At 66.3% G+C, this 17,155-nt stretch carries 16 protein-coding genes; 9 read left to right on the plus strand and 7 right to left on the minus strand.

Annotation, left to right across the window (positions count from 1 at the left end):
• Nucleotides 1-35: 35 nt before the first annotated feature.
• On the minus strand, nt 36-1,595 hold the full coding sequence (gene rsmB / locus ACHAC9_RS18680; protein WP_435762123.1) for a 16S rRNA (cytosine(967)-C(5))-methyltransferase RsmB: 1,560 nt from the start codon (nt 1,593-1,595) through the stop codon (nt 36-38).
• 156 nt (nt 1,596-1,751) lie between these two features.
• On the opposite strand from rsmB, the gene argS reads away from it, so the two are divergent.
• The 7 genes from argS to ACHAC9_RS18715 are packed head-to-tail and all read left to right on the plus strand — an operon-like array spanning nt 1,752 to nt 7,988.
• Complete coding sequence (gene argS, locus ACHAC9_RS18685; RefSeq protein WP_435762125.1) at nt 1,752-3,539, plus strand: arginine--tRNA ligase; 1,788 nt, start codon at nt 1,752-1,754, stop codon at nt 3,537-3,539.
• A 12-nt stretch (nt 3,540-3,551) separates the two neighbouring features.
• Nucleotides 3,552-4,262, plus strand: a complete 711-nt coding sequence (locus tag ACHAC9_RS18690) for an SPOR domain-containing protein (RefSeq protein ID WP_435762127.1) — start codon at nt 3,552-3,554, stop codon at nt 4,260-4,262.
• 12 nt (nt 4,263-4,274) lie between these two features.
• Nucleotides 4,275-4,970 carry a thiol:disulfide interchange protein DsbA/DsbL gene (locus tag ACHAC9_RS18695; protein ID WP_435762129.1) on the plus strand — a complete coding sequence of 232 codons (696 nt, stop codon included), beginning with the start codon at nt 4,275-4,277 and terminating at the stop codon, nt 4,968-4,970.
• Nucleotides 4,967-5,758, plus strand: coding sequence for an SDR family oxidoreductase (locus ACHAC9_RS18700; RefSeq protein WP_435762131.1), 792 nt, complete (start codon nt 4,967-4,969; stop codon nt 5,756-5,758). The genes ACHAC9_RS18695 and ACHAC9_RS18700 overlap by 4 nt, the downstream gene beginning before the upstream one ends.
• On the plus strand, nt 5,755-6,522 hold the full coding sequence (locus ACHAC9_RS18705) for a biotin--[acetyl-CoA-carboxylase] ligase (RefSeq protein WP_435762133.1): 768 nt from the start codon (nt 5,755-5,757) through the stop codon (nt 6,520-6,522). Before ACHAC9_RS18700 ends, ACHAC9_RS18705 begins: the two co-directional genes overlap by 4 nt.
• A complete protein-coding gene (locus ACHAC9_RS18710) occupies nt 6,523-7,272 on the plus strand; it encodes a type III pantothenate kinase (protein WP_435762135.1) in 750 nt (249 codons plus the stop codon).
• Complete coding sequence (locus ACHAC9_RS18715) at nt 7,266-7,988, plus strand: SPOR domain-containing protein (protein ID WP_435762137.1); 723 nt, start codon at nt 7,266-7,268, stop codon at nt 7,986-7,988. Before ACHAC9_RS18710 ends, ACHAC9_RS18715 begins: the two co-directional genes overlap by 7 nt.
• Nucleotides 7,989-8,016: 28 nt before the next feature.
• Here the strand turns inward: ACHAC9_RS18715 and ACHAC9_RS18720 are convergent, their stop codons facing one another.
• The 6 genes from ACHAC9_RS18720 to ACHAC9_RS18745 all read right to left on the minus strand — a co-directional run bounded on the left by ACHAC9_RS18720 (nt 8,017) and on the right by ACHAC9_RS18745 (nt 14,977).
• Nucleotides 8,017-9,069: a septal ring lytic transglycosylase RlpA family protein gene (locus ACHAC9_RS18720; RefSeq protein WP_435762139.1), complete on the minus strand. Its 1,053-nt coding sequence runs from the start codon at nt 9,067-9,069 to the stop codon at nt 8,017-8,019.
• A 15-nt stretch (nt 9,070-9,084) separates the two neighbouring features.
• Nucleotides 9,085-10,200, minus strand: coding sequence for a rod shape-determining protein RodA (rodA, locus tag ACHAC9_RS18725; protein WP_435762141.1), 1,116 nt, complete (start codon nt 10,198-10,200; stop codon nt 9,085-9,087).
• A gap of 10 nt (nt 10,201-10,210) precedes the next feature.
• Nucleotides 10,211-12,124: a penicillin-binding protein 2 gene (mrdA, locus tag ACHAC9_RS18730; RefSeq protein ID WP_435762143.1), complete on the minus strand. Its 1,914-nt coding sequence runs from the start codon at nt 12,122-12,124 to the stop codon at nt 10,211-10,213.
• A 40-nt stretch (nt 12,125-12,164) separates the two neighbouring features.
• On the minus strand, nt 12,165-12,680 hold the full coding sequence (mreD, locus tag ACHAC9_RS18735) for a rod shape-determining protein MreD (protein WP_435762145.1): 516 nt from the start codon (nt 12,678-12,680) through the stop codon (nt 12,165-12,167).
• The gene (gene mreC, locus ACHAC9_RS18740) at nt 12,680-13,804 is read right to left on the minus strand and encodes a rod shape-determining protein MreC (protein ID WP_435762147.1); all 1,125 of its coding nucleotides are present in this window, start codon (nt 13,802-13,804) and stop codon (nt 12,680-12,682) included. Before mreC ends, mreD begins: the two co-directional genes overlap by 1 nt.
• Nucleotides 13,805-13,933: 129 nt before the next feature.
• The gene (locus ACHAC9_RS18745; RefSeq protein ID WP_435762149.1) at nt 13,934-14,977 is read right to left on the minus strand and encodes a rod shape-determining protein; all 1,044 of its coding nucleotides are present in this window, start codon (nt 14,975-14,977) and stop codon (nt 13,934-13,936) included.
• A 342-nt stretch (nt 14,978-15,319) separates the two neighbouring features.
• On the opposite strand from ACHAC9_RS18745, the gene gatC reads away from it, so the two are divergent.
• Nucleotides 15,320-15,622 carry an Asp-tRNA(Asn)/Glu-tRNA(Gln) amidotransferase subunit GatC gene (gene gatC / locus ACHAC9_RS18750; RefSeq protein ID WP_435762151.1) on the plus strand — a complete coding sequence of 101 codons (303 nt, stop codon included), beginning with the start codon at nt 15,320-15,322 and terminating at the stop codon, nt 15,620-15,622.
• 26 nt (nt 15,623-15,648) lie between these two features.
• Nucleotides 15,649-17,124 carry an Asp-tRNA(Asn)/Glu-tRNA(Gln) amidotransferase subunit GatA gene (gene gatA / locus ACHAC9_RS18755; protein WP_435762153.1) on the plus strand — a complete coding sequence of 492 codons (1,476 nt, stop codon included), beginning with the start codon at nt 15,649-15,651 and terminating at the stop codon, nt 17,122-17,124.
• Nucleotides 17,125-17,155: the final 31 nt, after the last annotated feature.

Genomic DNA, 17,155 nt, shown 5'->3' on the forward strand with positions numbered 1-17,155 from the left:
GAACCTAAATAAATTGAGCGGATTGTGCGGGACTGTTACGCCGCTCTCTTCTGGAACAGGGCGTAGAACAGTCCATCATGATCGAGCCCGGCGCCGCTCGAGGGAAGCAGCTGCCCTGGCGCATCGAGGCGGATGGCGTCGTCGTGGCGCGCCGCAAACGCGGCCGCCTGCGCCTCCGATTCCTGGGGCCAGAGCGAACATGTCACGAACAACAATTTACCATCGGCCCGCAGCATCTGCCAAAGATTGTCGAGTATCTCAGCGGAAAGTGTTGTAAGTTGGCGTGTGTCGGTCTTGCGCCGCAGCCAGCGAATGTCGGGGTGCCGGCGCACGATGCCCGAGGCCGTGCAAGGCACGTCGGCCAGGATGCGGTCGTACTGCTGGCCGTCCCACCAGTACTGCGCCTGCGCTAAGCCCGTCACCAGCGTCGCCGACAGGCCGAGCCGGCCAAGGTTGTCGCCCACGCGCGCCAGGCGCTGCGCATCGGAGTCGACCGAGGTGAGTTGCACATCCGCCATCTCGAGGATATGGCCGCTCTTGCCGCCCGGTGCGGCGCAGGCATCGAGCACGCGCATGCCGTCCTCGAGGTCCAGTAACGATGCGGCCAGCTGGGCACCGGCGTCCTGCACCGAGACCAGCCCGTCGTGGAAACCGGGGATCTGCGCCACATTCACCGCCTGCTTCAGGCGCAAGGCCTGAACACCGACCACGTCGGCTGCCATGCCCGCTTCTTCAAGCAGGCGCAGGTAGTCTTCGACGCTCATCTTGCGGATGTTCACGCGCAGGGTCAGCGGTGGCTGGCGGTTGCCGCTTGCCAGGATCGCTTCCCAGTCGCGCGGATAGGCATCGCGCATGGCATCGATCCACCACTGCGGATAATTCCACTGCGCCAGCGGCTGTGCCAGGGCGGTCGCGAGGAGGTCGTCGCGCTCGCGCAGGAAGCGGCGCAGCACGGCGTTCACCATCGCCTTGGCGTGGGCAAGATCGGGATGCTTCGCGGCCGCCGTCACCGCCTGGTCGACCACGGTGAACGGCTCGTAGGCTGCGCTCTCGCCCTCGGGCGGGTCGAGCAAGACCAATGCGCAATGGATCAGGCCGACCAGCATCGGCACGTCCGGTGCCTTGGTCGTCATCAGGCCGAGCAGGGTCTCGGCGCGCCCCAGTCCGCGCATCGTGCGGTAGGCCAGGTCCTGGATCGCGCCGCGGCTCTGCGGCGTGGCATTAAAAGCGGCAAACACGTTCGACAGCGCCTGCGGCAAGGCCGTACCGGCGCGTACTTGCGCCACCGCGCTGGCCGCACCCAGCATGGCCAGCGCCAGCGAGTCGCCCGGCAGGTCCGGGCGGTACTCCTGCTGGAACTGCGGCTTGACCTCGTGGCTTGGGCGCACCGCCGGCGCGCTCTTGCGCGGCGCCGGCTTTGCTTCCGGTTTTCTCTCGGGCTTGGCCGCCGGCTTCGCTTGCGCCTTCGGCCGGGCGTACTGGGCGGCCGGATTTCCGGCGGGCTTGGACGCCTTGGCTTGGGCGGCCTTGGGCTGGATGGAGAGCGTGCGGCGCTTGTCGGTCATGGTAGCGGTCAATACGGGAAAGATGCGCATTGTACCGGGTCCGTCTTTGGCCGGGCTTAAACGGACGGCAGCAGCAGCGGCTCCGGCCGTATTCGGCGCTGCGGCAAACCAGTATAATGAACCCTTGTTTTCCCGTGGCCGCGCCACCGCTTCACCGAACTTACCGACCGCTTACCGACCGAACTTATGCTCGCCCAACAAAAACAAGAGATCGTTGCCCTCTTCCAGGCCGCCCTTGCGCCGATCGTCGCCGGCACCGATCTGACACCCAACATCGTGCTGGAGCGTCCGCGCGACCCAAGCCACGGCGACATTGCCTGCAATATCGCCATGCAGCTGGCCAAGCCCCTGAAGACCAACCCGCGCGAACTGGCCACGCGCCTGGTCGCAGCCCTGCTGGCCGACCCGCAGGCTGCCGGCCTGGTCGAATCGGCTGACGTCGCAGGTCCCGGCTTCATCAACCTGCGTGTGGCGGCAAGCGCCAAGCAGTCGGTGGTGCGCACGATCCTGGCGCAGGGCGACGCTTTTGGCCGCGGCACCGCGGGCGAAGGCCACCACGCGATCATCGAATTCGTCTCGGCCAATCCGACCGGTCCGCTGCACGTCGGCCACGGCCGCCAGGCGGCGCTGGGCGATGCCTTGTCCTCGCTGTTCGAAGCGCAGGGCCATGAAGTCACCCGCGAGTTTTACTACAACGACGCCGGCGTGCAGATCGCCACGCTGGCCAACTCGGTGCAGGCGCGCGCGCGCGGCGTCAAGCCGGGCGACGCCGGGTGGCCCGAGTCAGCCTACAACGGCGACTACATCGCCGACATCGCCGACGACTTCCTGGCCAAGAAAACCGTCTCCGCCAGCGATGGCGAGCCAGCCACCGCGAGCGGCGATGCCGACGACCTAGAATCGATCCGCCGCTTTGCCGTCGCCTACCTGCGCAACGAGCAGGACCAGGACCTGCAAGCCTTCGGCGTCAAGTTCGACAATTATTATCTCGAGTCGTCGCTGTACGCCGACGGCAAAGTGGAACACGCTGTCGAAGCCTTGGTCGACGCCGGCGTCACCTACGAGCAGGACGGCGCGCTGTGGCTGAAAACCACCGACTACGGCGACGACAAGGACCGCGTGATGCGCAAGTCCGACGGCACCTACACCTACTTTGTGCCGGACGTCGCGTACCACATGCAGAAGTTCCGCCGCGGCTTCGACCAGGCCATCAACATCCAGGGCAGCGACCACCACGGCACCATCGCGCGCGTGCGCGCCGGGCTGCAGGCGGTGAACATCGGCGTGCCGCAGGGCTACCCGGACTACGTGCTGCACAAGATGGTCACCGTCATGAAGAACGGCGAAGAGGTCAAGATCTCCAAGCGCGCCGGCTCCTACGTCACCGTGCGCGACCTGATCGAATGGTCGGGCAACGGCGACGTCACGCGCGGGCGCGATGCGGTGCGCTTCTTCCTCATCTCGCGCAAGGCCGACACCGAATTCGTATTCGACGTCGACGTCGCCCTGAAAACCTCGGACGAGAACCCGGTGTATTACGTGCAGTACGCCCACGCGCGCATCTGCTCTGCCCTTGCCAACTGGGGCGGCGACGAAGCGCAATTGGCAAACGTCGACCTGTCGCTCCTGAGCACCCCGCACGAGGCGAGCCTGCTGTCGAAGCTGGCCGCTTATCCGGAAGTGCTGCAGCGCGCCCAGGCCGAGCTCGGCCCGCACCAGGTAGCCTTCTACCTGCGCGAACTGGCCGGCGAACTGCACAGCTATTATTTTGCGCACAAGTGGCTGCTCGACGGCGACGAAACGCTCAAGCTGGCGCGCCTGGCCCTGGCCACGGCAACGCGCCAGGTGCTGCGCAACGGCCTGGCCCTGATCGGCGTCTCGGCGCCGAACAAGATGGAACGCGCGCCGACCGAAGCACAAGACGAACCACAAGCCGATCCACAAGCCGATTCACAAGCCGATTCACACGTGTAAACCCAAGCGACCATGACCGCCCTCCTTCGTTTCCCTTCCCGCCAGCGCGGCAGCACCCTGACCGGCATCATCATCGGCCTGATCATCGGCCTGGGTATCGCGGTCGTCGTTGCGCTGATGATCACCAAGGGCGCATCGCCCTTCACCGACCGCTCGAACAAGATGGGCCGTCCGGCCGACCTCGAGCCGAGCCAGGCAAACGACCCGAACAAGCCGATGTACGGTAACCGCGACGCCGCACGCGAAGCGGCAAAGCAGCTGGCCGAGCGCGAAGCGAAGCAGGCTGCGAAAGCGGCAGCGCCAGCGGCGACGCCGGCACGGGCACCGGCGGCTGCCAGCCAAGCCGATCCGCTGGGCCAGGCTATTGCCGGCATGACCGCCGCCAGCGAGAAACCCGCAGCCGCACCAGCTGCCGCCCCTGCCCCGGCCGCAGCGCCCGCCGGCTCCCCGGCGGCGCCCGCCGCCACCGCGGCCGGCGGCGACGACAAGTACATCTATTACCTGCAGGCGGGCGCCTTCCGCGACATATCGGACGCCGAGAACACCCGTGCCAAGCTGGCCCTGCTCGGTTTCGAGGCCGCGATCAGCGACCGTCCAAGCGACAGCGGCACGCTGCACCGCGTGCGCCTGGGTCCGTTCAGCCAGGTCGAAGCCGTGAATAAGGCGCGCGCCAAGCTGCTCGACAGCGGCATCGACGTCGCCATCGTCCGCAACCAAAAGTAAAAGGAAAACTCGATGCACATGCTCCGCCGCCTGCTCTGTACCGCCGCCCTGCTGACCCTGAGCGGCGTTGTCGCTGCCGCCCCTGCTGCCCCTGCCGCGCCGAAAGAAGGCGTGCACTACAAGGTACTGCCGCAGAAACTGGAGACGCCCGCCGGCAAGGGGGTCGAAGTCATCGAGTTCTTCTCGTACGCCTGCCCGCACTGCAACGTGTTCGAGCCGCTGCTGGCCGAGTGGGTGAAAAAGCAGGGCAACAACATCGTCTTCAAGCGTGTCCACGTGGCGGGCGGCGCGCGTGCACTGCCGCAGCTGCGCATGTACAGCACCCTCGAGGCGCTCGGCCTGGTCGAGCAGTACCACACCAAGCTGTTCGCCGCCATGCACCAGCAAGGCGTGCGCTTCGCCGACGATGAGGAAGTGCTCGACTGGGTAGCCAAGGCCGGCATCGACCGCGCGCGCTTTTCCGACGCCTATCGTTCCATGGGCGTGCAGTCGAGGGTACGCCGCGCAACCAACATGATGAAAGACTACCAGATCGACCACTGGCCGATGATCGCCATCGACGGCCGCTTCATCACGTCGCCTTCGATGGCGAACCCGGACGAGTCGCACGCACATGGTTCCCACGCGCATAGCGAACTCGAACAGCAGAAGGTGGCCTTGCAGGTGATGGATGCACTGGTGGGACGCGCCAAAGCGGACAAAAAATGACCGCGGAGGCTGGAGCCGACCGGGTCTTCATCACCGGCGCCTCGAGCGGCATCGGCGCGGCGCTGGCGCGCGAATACGCGGCGCGCGGCGCCATCCTCGGCCTGGTCGCGCGACGCGGCGAGGTACTCGGCGCGCTCAGCGCTTCCCTCCCCCATCCCGAACGCCACCGCAGCTATGCGGTCGATGTGCTCGACCACGCCGCGTTGGCCGCGGCGGCGCAGGATTTCATGGCCGCTGCCGGCGGCGCCGACATCGTCATCGCCTGCGCCGGCATCTCGCACGGCACCCTCACCGAACGGCCTGAAGACCTGGCCGTGTTCGAGGCCGTGTTCGCCACCAACGTCAACGCCACCGTTGCCACGTTCGCGCCCTTCGTCGCGCCGATGAAAGCGCAGTCCGGCATGCGCCGCCTGGTGGCGATCGGCAGCGTTGCCGGCGTGCGCGGCATGCGCGGCGCCGGCGCGTATTGCGCCTCCAAAGCCGCGGTGCACGCGTATTGCGAGTCGCTGCGCCTCGAATTGAAATCGTCCGGCATTCGGGTCGTGACGATCGCGCCTGGCTATATCGATACGCCCATGACCCGCAACAACCGTTTCCCCATGCCCTTCCTGATGCCGGCCGGGCGTTTTGCAGCCGCTGCCGTGCGCGCAATCGCGCGCGGCGACAGCTACCGCGTGCTGCCCTGGCAGATGGGTTTCGTCGCCAAGCTGCTGCGCGCGCTGCCGAATAGCGTGTTCGATTTCTTGTTCGCACGCGCGCCAACGAAACCGCGCAAGGAGGCCGCATGAACGGCGCTGCGATTGCTGCGCTGTCGAAGGCCGGAGTTGCCGTCGAAGTGGTCGAGGAAACCGGCTCGACGAATGCCGACTTGCTGGCGCGCGCCGCGCGTTTGAATGCGCCCTTGCTGCTCGTTGCACGGGAGCAGACGGCAGGGCGCGGCCGCGCCGGCCGCAGCTGGCTGTCGTCAAGCGAGGGGTCGCTGACCTTCTCGCTGGCCTGGTTTTTTGAAGGCGGCTTGCCGCGCCTGACCGGGCTGCCGCTGGCAATCGGCGTCGCGCTCGCCGAAACCCTGGAGGGCCTCGGCGTGCAAGTGGGCCTGAAATGGCCGAACGACGTGCTGCGCGACGGCGACAAGCTGGCCGGGATCCTGATCGAGACGCAAGCGGCACCAGGCGGCGCCTTGTGGGCCGTGATCGGCATCGGCCTGAACCTGGTCATACCCGACGAACTCGAAGCGCGGATCGGGCGCAGCGTCGCATCGCTCCCCTGGCTGGCGCGCATGGACCGGGAGGCGCTGCTGGCCGCCCTGCTCGACGGCCTGGCCGGCGCGCTGCGCGAATTCGAGCGCGCCGGCTTTCCGGCCTTTGCCGCGCGCTGGAATCGGCGCCACGCCTGGCAGGGCGAAACTGTCATGATCCTCGACGGCGGCGCCGTGCTGCATGAAGGCAGTGCCGCCGGCGTGGACGACGCCGGCCGCCTGCTGCTCGATACAAGCGAAGGCCGCATCGCGGTGCTGGCCGGCGACGTGTCGCTGCGCGTGAAAGGCGCCTAGATGCTGCTGTTGATCGATGCGGGCAATACCCGCGTGAAGTGGGCACTGGCCGCGCCTGGCGCGGCTGCCGGCGACTGGCTTGCAGTCGGTGCAGCCCCGCATGCCGACCTCGACGCCGCTGCCGCGAGCTGGCATGGCCAGGGTGTCAGCAGTGCGATTGTCTCAAACGTGGCCGGCGCCGTCCTGCGCGAGCGCCTTGCCGCCCTGCTGCAACCGATCACCACCGAATGGTTTGCATCGAACGCCGAGCGCGCCGGTCTGGTCAACGGCTACCGCGAACCGGAACGCCTGGGCTGCGATCGCTTCGCCGCCGCCATCGGCGCACGCGCGCTGGCGCCCGGCCAGGCGCTGATCGTCGCCACCTGCGGCACAGCGACGACGGTCGATGCCGTGTCCAGCGACGGCCGCTTCATCGGCGGCATGATCCTGCCGGGCCTGGCGCTGATGGCCGGCGCGCTGGCGCGCAACACGGCGCAGCTGCCGCAGGCCGTGCCCGGCGTCAATCCGCCGCCGCTGTTCGCCGACAATACGATGGACGCGATCGTGTCCGGCTGCCTGTCGGCCCAGGCCGGCGCGATCGAGCGCGCGCTCGCTGCACACGCGGGCGCAGCCTGCATCCTGTCCGGCGGGGCCGCGCGGTATATCGCACCGGCCCTCAAGTACGGACATCAACTGGTCGATAATATCGTGCTGGTCGGGCTGCACGCCGTGGCGCTGGCCGCGACGCCAATGGGGGACAAGAGGTGTTGAGATTCGTATTCTGGGCTTTACTGTGCGCGAACGCGCTGCTGTTCGCGTATGGACGCGGCTTTCTCGGCAGTTTCGAGGGTGAAGCGCGCGAGCCGGCGCGCCTGCGCAGCCAGCTCGCCGCAGACAAGCTGGTGCTCTTGAGCGGCGCCCAGGCGCAGGCGGTGGCGCGCGCCGCCGCGCCTGTCGAGGCTGCCGCTGAAACGACCGCAGCGGCGCAAGTGCCGACGCTACCAGCGCCGGCGGCCGCGCCTGCCGTCGCCTGTGTCGAGACCGACGCCTTCACGGCCTTCGATGCGCGCCGCTTCGAGACGCGCCTGGCGCGCCTGGACCTCGGTGCACGCCAGACCCGCCTGACGCTGCCCTTCCAGGAAGTGAGCAGCTACATGGTCTACCTGGCGCCGCAGGGCGGCAAGGAAGGGGCGGACCGCCGCACAGCCGAACTGCGCGAGCGCGGCGTGACCAATTCCTTCGTGATGCAGGGCGAGTCGCCCTTGAAATGGGCGATTTCGCTGGGCGTGTTCAAGACCGAGGCGGCAGCGCGTACCGAGTCGGCAAAACTGGCGAAACAGGGCGTGGCGAACGTGCGCATCCTGCCGCGCGGCCCGCAATCGCAGCGCTTCGCGTACCGGTTCCGGGATATCGATGCGGAGATTCGTGGCCGGCTCGTCGAGGCCGGGCGCGGCATGCCGGCAGCGGTGCTGCATATTTGCCGGTAAGGGTTGATTCCCCGAAGCCGCGCCTGGATTACCGCTTCACCACAATCGGCTTCAACCCCAAGCCCGACGGCAGCGCCCTGGCCGCCTCCTGCGCCTGCGCACGCGACTCGAACGGCCCGCCATAGAGCCGGTGCACGCCGCCTGAAGGCGCCACTTCGAGCTTGCCGACTTCGACCCCGGCGTCGGCCAGCTGGCGGCCCATTTCCTGCGCTTTGTCGGCGCGGCTGTAGGCGCCCAGCTGCAGGTAGAAGCCGGCCACCGCGTTCGACGTCGCCAGGTCTTGCCCGGCCGGCGCCGCCGGCACCGCAGCGGCGCTGTCGGACTGGACACGGTCTTCCAGCATCAGCGCGGCAATGTCGGGCGGCGGCGGACTGACGTTCAAGGCCTGCGCCTTGGCGGGCGCGGGGCTCAAGGCCTGGGCCAGCGAGGTCGCGGCGCGGCGCAGCGTGGCAATCCGGCTCTGGTCCTGCGGGAACAGACGTTCGAGCTCGACTTCATGGCTGCCCTTGCCCAGCAGGCCGAGCTTCAGCGCTGCCGTGTACGAGACATCGACGATGCGGCTGGCGTGGAAAGGACCGCGGTCGTTGATGCGCACCACCACCGATTTGCCGGTGGTGGTGCTGGTGACGCGCGCGTAGGACGGGATCGGCAGCGTCGGATGCGCGGCCGTCATCTTGTACATGTCGTAGGGTTCGCCCGAGGAGGTGCGCTGGCCGTGGAACTTCACGCCATACCAGCTGGCGACCCCGCGCTGCGTAAAAGGCTCCTCGTGCAGGATCGGGTTGTAGGTACGGCCGAATATGGAATACGGACGGTTTGCCCATTTCGCGTAGGGCTCGGCGCGCACGATGGCGTCGGGCACCAGGTCCAGGCCGAGCGGAATGTTACGGCCCGGGCCGTCGTCCTTGTAATAGCCGCCACGGCCGGAGCCGGCCGGCGGCAGTGGCACGGCGCCATGGTTGGGCGTGATTTTATGGTTCCAGGGTAGCGGCACCAGGCGTTTATGTTCGCCAGTCGATCCGCATCCGGTCAACAATGCCGCGAGGGCAATGACCGCTGGGAGATGTCTCGGAGCGGTCATCGCATCCTCCTCCATTCAGGTCTGCACCAGTTTCCGGTGCCTTTGTATGCTCATCAATATACCAGCGCCGAGGCCCAGCGTGATGAACGCGGTACCGCCGTAGCTCATGAATGGAAGCGGAACTCCTACCACCGGCAGGATCCCACTCACCATTCCCATGTTGACAAATGCATACGTGAAAAAAATCATCGTGATCGCGCCGGCTAGCAGACGCGAAAACGTGTTCGGGGCATTCGCGGCAATCATCGCGCCGCGGCCGATCAGCAGCAGATAGATTACCAAAAGAAATAGGTTGCCGACCAGTCCAAATTCTTCCGAATAGACCGAGAACACGAAGTCGGTGGTCTGCTCGGGCACGAATTCGAGCTGGCCCTGCGTGCCCTGCGTATAGCCTTTCCCGGTGACGCCACCCGAACCGATCGCGATGGTCGACTGGATGATGTGGAAGCCCTTTCCCAGCGGGTCGGAGGTCGGGTCGACCAGCGTCATCACGCGTTCGCGCTGATAGTCGTGCAGCATCGACCAGGCGACCGGCATCCCGGCAGCAGCGGCCACGGCCAGCCCGATCAGCACCTTCCACGACAGGCCGGCCAGGAAAATGACGTAGAAGCCCGAGGCGCCGACCAGCAGCGCCGTGCCGAGATCGGGCTGCTTGGCGATCAGTACGAACGGAATCAGGAGCAATACGCCCGACACCACGAAGGATTTCCAGTCTCCCAGCTTGGCACGCTGCTGGAAATACCAGGCGATCATCAGGGGGGTGGCGATCTTCATGATTTCGGAGGGCTGGATGTCGACACCCAGGTGCAGCCAGCGCCGCGCGCCCTTCTTGATGATGCCGAACATGGCCACTGCAATCAGGAGCGTGATGCCGAAGGTATAGATCGGCACGGCCAGGCGCATCAGGGTCTGCGGCGGAATCAGCGAGGCCACCCACATGACGACGAAGGCGAGCAGGAAGTTACGCATCTGTGCTTCAACCCGGCCCGGAAACTCCACGCCGGCCGAGGACATGGTGATGATGCTGGTGGTGGCGAGCATGAACAGGATCATCGCCAGCGGCCAGTCGAAGACGGTGAAATACGGCTTGAGCCGGCGTCCGAGGGAACGCCGTTCGGGATAATAGGCCATCTTCTGACTCCTAGTGATGGGCCGGCGCGGCCAGCTTGGCGGCAACAGCACCTGGTTTCGGCGGCGCCGGGCGCTTGCCGAGCAGGTAATAGTCGAGCGCTTTTCTCGCGATCGGCGCCGCCGAGGCCGCGCCGAAGCCGGCGTTTTCGACCACCATCGCGATCGCGATGCGCGGCGTGTCGGCCGGCGCGAACGCGGTGTAGAGCGCATTGTCGCGGTGCCGTTCGTCGATGGCGTTGGCATTGTACTTCTGGCCTTTCAGGCCGATCACCTGCGCCGTGCCGGTCTTGCCGGCCGAGATGTAGCCGGCGTTGGCGAAGGCGCGGCGGCCGGTGCCGTTCGCCTCCTGGGTCACGCCGACCATCGTGCTCTTGATGAAGTCGATGTTCGCCTGCTTGAGCGGAATGCGGCGGGTTTCCTTCGCCACGGTCAGGGTACGCTGGCGCGTGGCGCCGTCCTCGATCAGCTTGACCAGGTGCGGCTTCATGACCACGCCGTTGTTGGCCAGGTTGGCCACCGCATGCGCCAGCTGGATCATCGAGTAGTTGTTGAAGCCCTGGCCGATGCTGATCGAGATGGTGTCGCCGCCGACCCATTTCTGGGCCGCGCGGTTGCGCTTGAAGCGGTTCGCCTTCCACTCTTTTGAAGGCAGCACGCCGGTCTTTTCGTGATCGAGGTCGATGCCGGTCGGCTCGCCGAAGCCGAACGGACGCATGAAGGCGGACATCCGGTCGATCCCCATCTCGTGGCCGAGCTGGTAGTAATAGGTGTCGCAGGATTCGACGACCGATTTGTACATGTCGACATAGCCGTGGCCGCCCGGCTTGTCGTCGTTGAAGCGGTGCCCGCCGAGCATGAAGAACCCGGGGTCGCGAATGGCGTCGGAGGGGCGGCGCAGCCCCAGCTCGAGCGCCGCCAGCGCCATGAACGGCTTGAAGGTCGAGCCGGGCGGATAGGTGCCCGACAGCGGCCGGTTCATCAGCGGCTTGTCCAATGAGGTATTCAGTTCGTTCCAGCTCTGGGTGTCGATACCGTCGACGAACAGGTTCGGATCGAAGCCCGGGCGCGACACATAGGCCAGCACGTCGCCGGTGGCCGGTTCGATCGCGACGAAAGCGCCGCGCTGGTCGCCGAAGGCTTCCTCGACCACCTTCTGCAGTTCGATGTCGATCGACAGGATCAGGTTGCTGCCCGGGACCGGCGGACGGCGCGACAGCGTGCGGATCGCGCGCCCGCCGGCCGAACGCTCGACCTGTTCGTAGCCGGTGGTGCCATGCAGGTGGCGTTCGTATTTCTTTTCCAGGCCTTCCTTGCCGATATGGTCGGTGCCGTTGTAGTTGGCGGCGTCGTCGCCCTCGGCCAGGACTTCGGATTCGCGCTGGTTGATGCGGCCGATGTAGCCGACCACGTGCGAGGCCACTTCGCCCAGCGGGTACTGGCGGAACAGGCGAGCCTGGACTTCGACGCCCGGGAAGCGGAAGCGCTGGGCCGTGAAGCGCGCCACCTCGTCGTCTGTCAGGCGGGTGCGCAGCGGCACACTGGCGAAGGTGCGCGACTCTTCCAGCAGGCGCTTGAAGCGCTTGCGGTCCTTCGGCTCGATGCTGACCAGCTTGGCCAGCTCGTCGATCACCGAGTCCATGCTCGCCTGCAGCTTCGAGGGCGTGATCTCGAGCGTGTAGGCCGAGTAGTTACGCGCCAGGACCACGCCGTTGCGGTCGACGATCAGGCCGCGATTGGGCACGATCGGCACCAGCGCGATGCGGTTGTCCTCGGCCTGGGCGTGGTATTTGTCGTGCTGGATCACCTGCAGCCAGACGAAGCGGGCCACGAGGATGCCGAAGCAGACGAACACCAGCACCAGCAGCACCGTCAGGCGCAGCCGGAAGTGGTGGATCTCGCGGTCGCTGTCTTTAATTTCGGTCATTGCTGCGTTCAGTCATTGCTGCGGTCGGCGACGGGCGTCATCAGATCGGGCGGGTATGGTCGCGGTCGACCGAGCGGCGCTGGGGCGCCAGCAGCAGCCAGGTGATCAGCGGCCACAATGCGACGGCGACGGCGCTTTCGATGAAGTGCAGCCAGCCGGTGAAGCGGCCGCTCGCGAAGAAATGCACCAGCGACTGGATCGCCTGCGCCAGCAGCAGCAGCGGGAACACGTGCATGGCCTGGGTCAGCACCGGGAACCACAGCACGCGGCGGTGGATCATCGTGGCGACGTACGACAGCAGCGTGTAGGCCAGTGCGTTCTCGCCCAGCAGGGTGGCGTCGTGCACGTCCATCAGGAGGCCCATGCCGAAGGCGACGCCGATGCCGACCTTGCGCGGCTGGTGGATGCCCCAGAATACCAGCACCAGCGCCACGAAATCGGGCGCGCCGATCCACTGGCCCAAGGGCAGCAGGTTGAGCATGAAGGCACAGGTCAGGCTGAAGATGATGAACAGCGGGCTGACCGGCAGCAGTATGTAGTTCGGGCGCCCAGCCATCACAGGCCCTCCTTCCGGGTTGCCGGCGCAGCCGGCAAGGTGGTGCTGCCAGTGGGGGCCGGCGCCGGGACAGCGGCCGGCGCGGCAGAGGGAGAAGCCGGCGCGTTCGGCGGCGTGCCGCCGGTACCGGCCACGGAACCGGGTGCAGCACCGGGTTGGCCCGGCACGCCTTGCGCCGGCAGCGGAGACGCCGCCAGCGGGGGCAGCGGTACCGGCTCCATCTTCGGCAGGTTGCGGCGCGGGGCCCCGTGCGCAGCGGGCTGCGGGGTCTCTGCCGGACGCGGCGCCCTGGCCACGCCCGACATCACGATCAGGAGCTGGCGGTTGCGGTCGACGCCGCCGAGCGGCTGGCAGACCACGCGGCCGAAGGCGCCGGCCGCGACCTTCTCGACCTGCATCACCTTGGCCACGGCAAGACCGGCCGGATACATACCGTCCAGGCCCGAGGTGACGATCACGTCGCCGACCTGGATGTCGGCGTCGGGCGCGACAAAACGCAGGTCGAGCAGGCCCGAACGGCCGCGGCCATACGCGATGCTGCGCAAACCCGAGCGCAGCACCTGCACGGGAATGGCCTGCTCCTTGTCGGTCAACAGGGTGACTTCGGAAGTGAACGGGAACACCCGCGTGACTTGCCCGATGACGCCGGCGTTGTCGATCACCGGCAAGCCGGGCTGCACGCCGTTGCGCGTTCCGCGGTCGAGCACGATGCGCCGGGTCGACGGGTCGCGCGCGTCGTACAGGATCTCGCCCATGATCGACTGCACCGGCAGGTATTCGCGCGCTTCGAGCAGGCGCCGCAGGTGGGCGTTCTCGGCCATTTGAAGCTGGGCCTGCTGCATCGCCTGGGCCTGGGCCACCTGGTGGTTCTTCAGGTCGCGCACTTCATTCTGCAGGCTCGAGAGCGAAGAAAAATAGCCGCCCATGCTGGCGACGGCGTCGCGCGGCATGAGCGCGGCCATCTGCAATGGGTACAGCACGGTGGCGGCCACCTGGCGCACCGTATTGAGGACATGCAGGCGCGCGTCGACCACCAGCAGCACCAGCGACACGAGCGCGAACACCGTCACCTTTACCCGCGCGGAGGCGCCCTGTTTGAATAGCGGCGGAGGACTGTAATCCATGAATTTCAATGTTGACGACGTAGCCGGGAACGCTGTAGATGCGATGAAGGGCGGGCGTCAATGCGCGCAAGGGCAGGCAGTTGGCCCGAAGCCCCCTACCCGCCCACGCTTACCCCCACAACATGTGATTTACTCGTACGAGAAGATCGAACCAAGCTTGTCGTTGTGGTCCAGGGCCATGCCCGAACCGCGCACCACGCAGGTCAGCGGATCTTCGGCCACCAGCACCGGCAGGCCGGTCTCTTCCATCAGCAGGCGATCGAGGTCGCGCAGCAGCGCGCCGCCGCCGGTCAGCATCATGCCCTTTTCGGCGATGTCGGCGCCCAATTCCGGAGGCGTCTGCTCGAGCGCGTTCTTGACGGCCGAGACGATGTTGTTCAGCGGGTCGGTCAGCGCCTCGAGGATCTCGTTGGAGGAGATGGTGAACGCGCGCGGGATGCCTTCGGACAGGTTGCGGCCCTTGACTTCCATTTCCTTCACTTCCGAACCCGGGAAGGCCGAACCGATGGCCTTCTTGATCGCTTCGGCGGTCTGCTCGCCGATCAGCATGCCGTAGTTACGGCGGATGTAGTTGACGATGGCTTCGTCGAACTTGTCGCCACCGACGCGCACCGAGCCTTTATAGACCATGCCGCCCAGCGAGATGATGCCCACTTCGGTCGTGCCGCCGCCGATGTCGACCACCATCGAGCCGGTGGCTTCCGACACCGGCAAGCCGGCGCCGAGCGCAGCGGCCATGGGTTCCTCGATCAGGAACACCTGCGAGGCGCCGGCGCCGAGCGCCGATTCGCGGATCGCGCGGCGTTCGACCTGGGTCGAACCGCAGGGCACGCAGATGATGATGCGCGGCGACGGACGGAAGAACTTCGAGTCGTGCACCATGCGAATGAACTGCTTGAGCATCTCTTCGGTGACGGTGAAGTCGGCGATGACGCCGTCCTTCATCGGGCGGATCGCCTCGATATTGCCCGGCACCTTGCCCAGCATCTGCTTGGCTTTCGTGCCGACCGCCTGGATCGTCTTCTTGCCGTTCGGGCCGCCCTGCTGGCGGATCGCGACGACCGATGGCTCGTCGAGCACGATGCCCTGGCCACGCACATAGATCAGCGTGTTGGCGGTGCCCAGGTCGATGGCCAGGTCGTTCGAGAAGTAACTGCGTAAAGAACCAAACATGTGTGTCCTGATGCGCGAAGGCGCGCGTAAACTATTGATCGGGAGTCCTCGCCGCGTTGGCCCTGCCTGCGCCCGGCGGTCTTTGTATAACCTGCTTCCGGCAGGTTATCGCTGCGAAGGCCGCGCTCATTCGGCGCCGACCATGCATTAGCCCGCCATTCTACCTTATAATTTGCCGATTAAACGCTGATGACAGGTGGTTTTACCCCCTGGTGACCGAAGCGAAATCGACGGTATTAGCAAGGTTTTATCGACCGTAGCACGCTGTTCAACAGCCTGCCGGCACGATTCCGTTATTCGTCCAACCACATTTTGAACGCGGCCCGCGCCGCGCTTTTTGCCATGTCCCTGACTCTTTCAGACGTAAAACGGATTGCCAACCTGGCGCAGCTCGATATGGACGACGCCCATGCCGAGACCGCGCTGGGCGAATTGAACGGCATCTTCGCCCTGGCCGAACAGATGCAGGCGGTCGACACCACCGGGGTTGCGCCTTTGTCGCATCCGCTGGCCGCGATCCTGTCGTCGCTGCCGCTGCGCCTGCGCGAAGACGTGGTCACGGAAGAAAACCGCCGCGACGACTACCAGGCGAGCGCCCCGAAAGCCCAGGACGGCCTGTACCTGGTGCCCAAGGTGATCGAGTAACTTTGCCCCCACTGGACATGAGCACCATGCATAACAAGACCATCAAAGAACTGTCGGCGCTGCTGCATTCGAAGCAGGTGTCGAGCACCGAACTGACCCGGCACTTCCTCGACCGCATCGCGGCCAGCGGACACAACGCCTTCCTGCACGTCGACCCGGCGCTGTCGCTGGCCCAGGCCGCAGCCGCCGACCTACGCCTCCAGGAAGGCGCCGCGGGCCCGCTGACCGGCGTGCCGATCGCCCACAAGGATATCTTCGTCACGCGCGACTGGCGCACGACTGCCGGCTCGAAGATGCTGGCCAATTACGTCAGCCCGTTCGACGCTACTGTCGTCAGCCGCTTCAATGCAGCCGGCATGGTCACGCTGGGCAAGGTCAATTGCGACGAATTCGCGATGGGCTCGGCCAACGAGAACTCGGCCTTCGGCGCAGTTAAAAATCCGTGGGATGCGCTGGCGGTACCGGGCGGTTCCTCGGGCGGCTCGGCTGCCGCGATCGCCGCGCGCTTGGCGCCGGCAGCGACCGCCACCGACACGGGCGGCTCGATCCGCCAGCCGGCGGCCTTCTGCGGCGTCACCGGCATCAAGCCGACCTATGGCCGCGTCTCGCGCTTCGGCATGATCGCCTTCGCCTCCTCGCTCGACCAGGGCGGCCCGATGGCCCAGAGCGCCGAGGACTGCGCCCTGCTGCTGGGTGAAATGGTCGGCCACGACGAGCGCGACTCGACCAGCCTCACGCCTGACCAGGGCAACCTGCATGAAGATTTTGCGCGCGACCTGAACAAGCCCTTGAACGGCCTGCGCATCGGCGTGCCCCAGGAATACTTCGGCGAAGGCCTGGCTGCCGACGTGGAAAGCGCCGTGCGCGCCGCCCTCGAACAGTTCGTGAAGCTGGGTGCGACCCTGGTCGACATCTCGCTGCCGAAAACAGCGCTCTCGATCCCGACCTACTACATCATCGCCCCGGCCGAAGCGTCGTCGAACCTGTCGCGCTTCGATGGCGTGCGCTACGGCCACCGCGCCAGCGAGTACAAGGATCTGCAAGACATGTACAAGAAGACGCGCGCCGAAGGTTTTGGCCGCGAAGTCCAGCGCCGCATCATGGTCGGCACCTATGTGCTCTGCCATGGTTACTACGACGCCTATTACGTCCAGGCGCAAAAGATCCGCCGCCTGATCGCCGACGACTTCCAGGCTGCCTTTACCGACAAGTGCGACGTGATCATGGGACCGGTGGCGCCGACCGTCGCCTGGGATGCAGGCTCGAAAACGAACGATCCGGTGGCGAACTACCTGGCCGACATTTTTACCCTGTCGACCAGCCTGGCCGGCCTGCCCGGCATGTCGATCCCCTGCGGTTTCGGTGAAGGCGAGAAGAACAGCAAGCGCCCGGTCGGCCTGCAAATCATCGGCAATTATTTCAGTGAGGCGAAGCTGCTGGGCGTCGCCCACCAGTACCAGCTGGCGACCGACTGGCACCAACGCGTGCCGGCCGAGGTCTAAGCAAGGGACGTAGGGTGGGCGGGGGATAATA

The sequence above is a fragment of the Massilia sp. CMS3.1 genome (genome assembly GCF_051262535.1).
In the GTDB taxonomy this organism is placed as follows: domain Bacteria; phylum Pseudomonadota; class Gammaproteobacteria; order Burkholderiales; family Burkholderiaceae_D; genus Telluria.

Excerpts from the sequence above, each read along its gene's own strand:
- rsmB (WP_435762123.1), bottom strand. The coding sequence starts at position 1,595 with ATGCGCATCTTTCCCGTATTGACCGCTACCATGACCGACAAGCGCCGC.
- ACHAC9_RS18705 (WP_435762133.1), top strand. The coding sequence starts at position 5,755 with ATGAACGGCGCTGCGATTGCTGCGCTGTCGAAGGCCGGAGTTGCCGTC.
- mrdA (WP_435762143.1), bottom strand. The coding sequence starts at position 12,124 with ATGACCGAAATTAAAGACAGCGACCGCGAGATCCACCACTTCCGGCTG.
- argS (WP_435762125.1), top strand. The coding sequence starts at position 1,752 with ATGCTCGCCCAACAAAAACAAGAGATCGTTGCCCTCTTCCAGGCCGCC.
- ACHAC9_RS18695 (WP_435762129.1), top strand. The coding sequence starts at position 4,275 with ATGCACATGCTCCGCCGCCTGCTCTGTACCGCCGCCCTGCTGACCCTG.
- mreD (WP_435762145.1), bottom strand. The coding sequence starts at position 12,680 with ATGGCTGGGCGCCCGAACTACATACTGCTGCCGGTCAGCCCGCTGTTC.
- ACHAC9_RS18690 (WP_435762127.1), top strand. The coding sequence starts at position 3,552 with ATGACCGCCCTCCTTCGTTTCCCTTCCCGCCAGCGCGGCAGCACCCTG.
- gatC (WP_435762151.1), top strand. The coding sequence starts at position 15,320 with ATGTCCCTGACTCTTTCAGACGTAAAACGGATTGCCAACCTGGCGCAG.
- mreC (WP_435762147.1), bottom strand. The coding sequence starts at position 13,804 with ATGGATTACAGTCCTCCGCCGCTATTCAAACAGGGCGCCTCCGCGCGG.
- ACHAC9_RS18710 (WP_435762135.1), top strand. The coding sequence starts at position 6,523 with ATGCTGCTGTTGATCGATGCGGGCAATACCCGCGTGAAGTGGGCACTG.
- ACHAC9_RS18745 (WP_435762149.1), bottom strand. The coding sequence starts at position 14,977 with ATGTTTGGTTCTTTACGCAGTTACTTCTCGAACGACCTGGCCATCGAC.
- ACHAC9_RS18700 (WP_435762131.1), top strand. The coding sequence starts at position 4,967 with ATGACCGCGGAGGCTGGAGCCGACCGGGTCTTCATCACCGGCGCCTCG.
- ACHAC9_RS18720 (WP_435762139.1), bottom strand. The coding sequence starts at position 9,069 with ATGACCGCTCCGAGACATCTCCCAGCGGTCATTGCCCTCGCGGCATTG.
- gatA (WP_435762153.1), top strand. The coding sequence starts at position 15,649 with ATGCATAACAAGACCATCAAAGAACTGTCGGCGCTGCTGCATTCGAAG.
- rodA (WP_435762141.1), bottom strand. The coding sequence starts at position 10,200 with ATGGCCTATTATCCCGAACGGCGTTCCCTCGGACGCCGGCTCAAGCCG.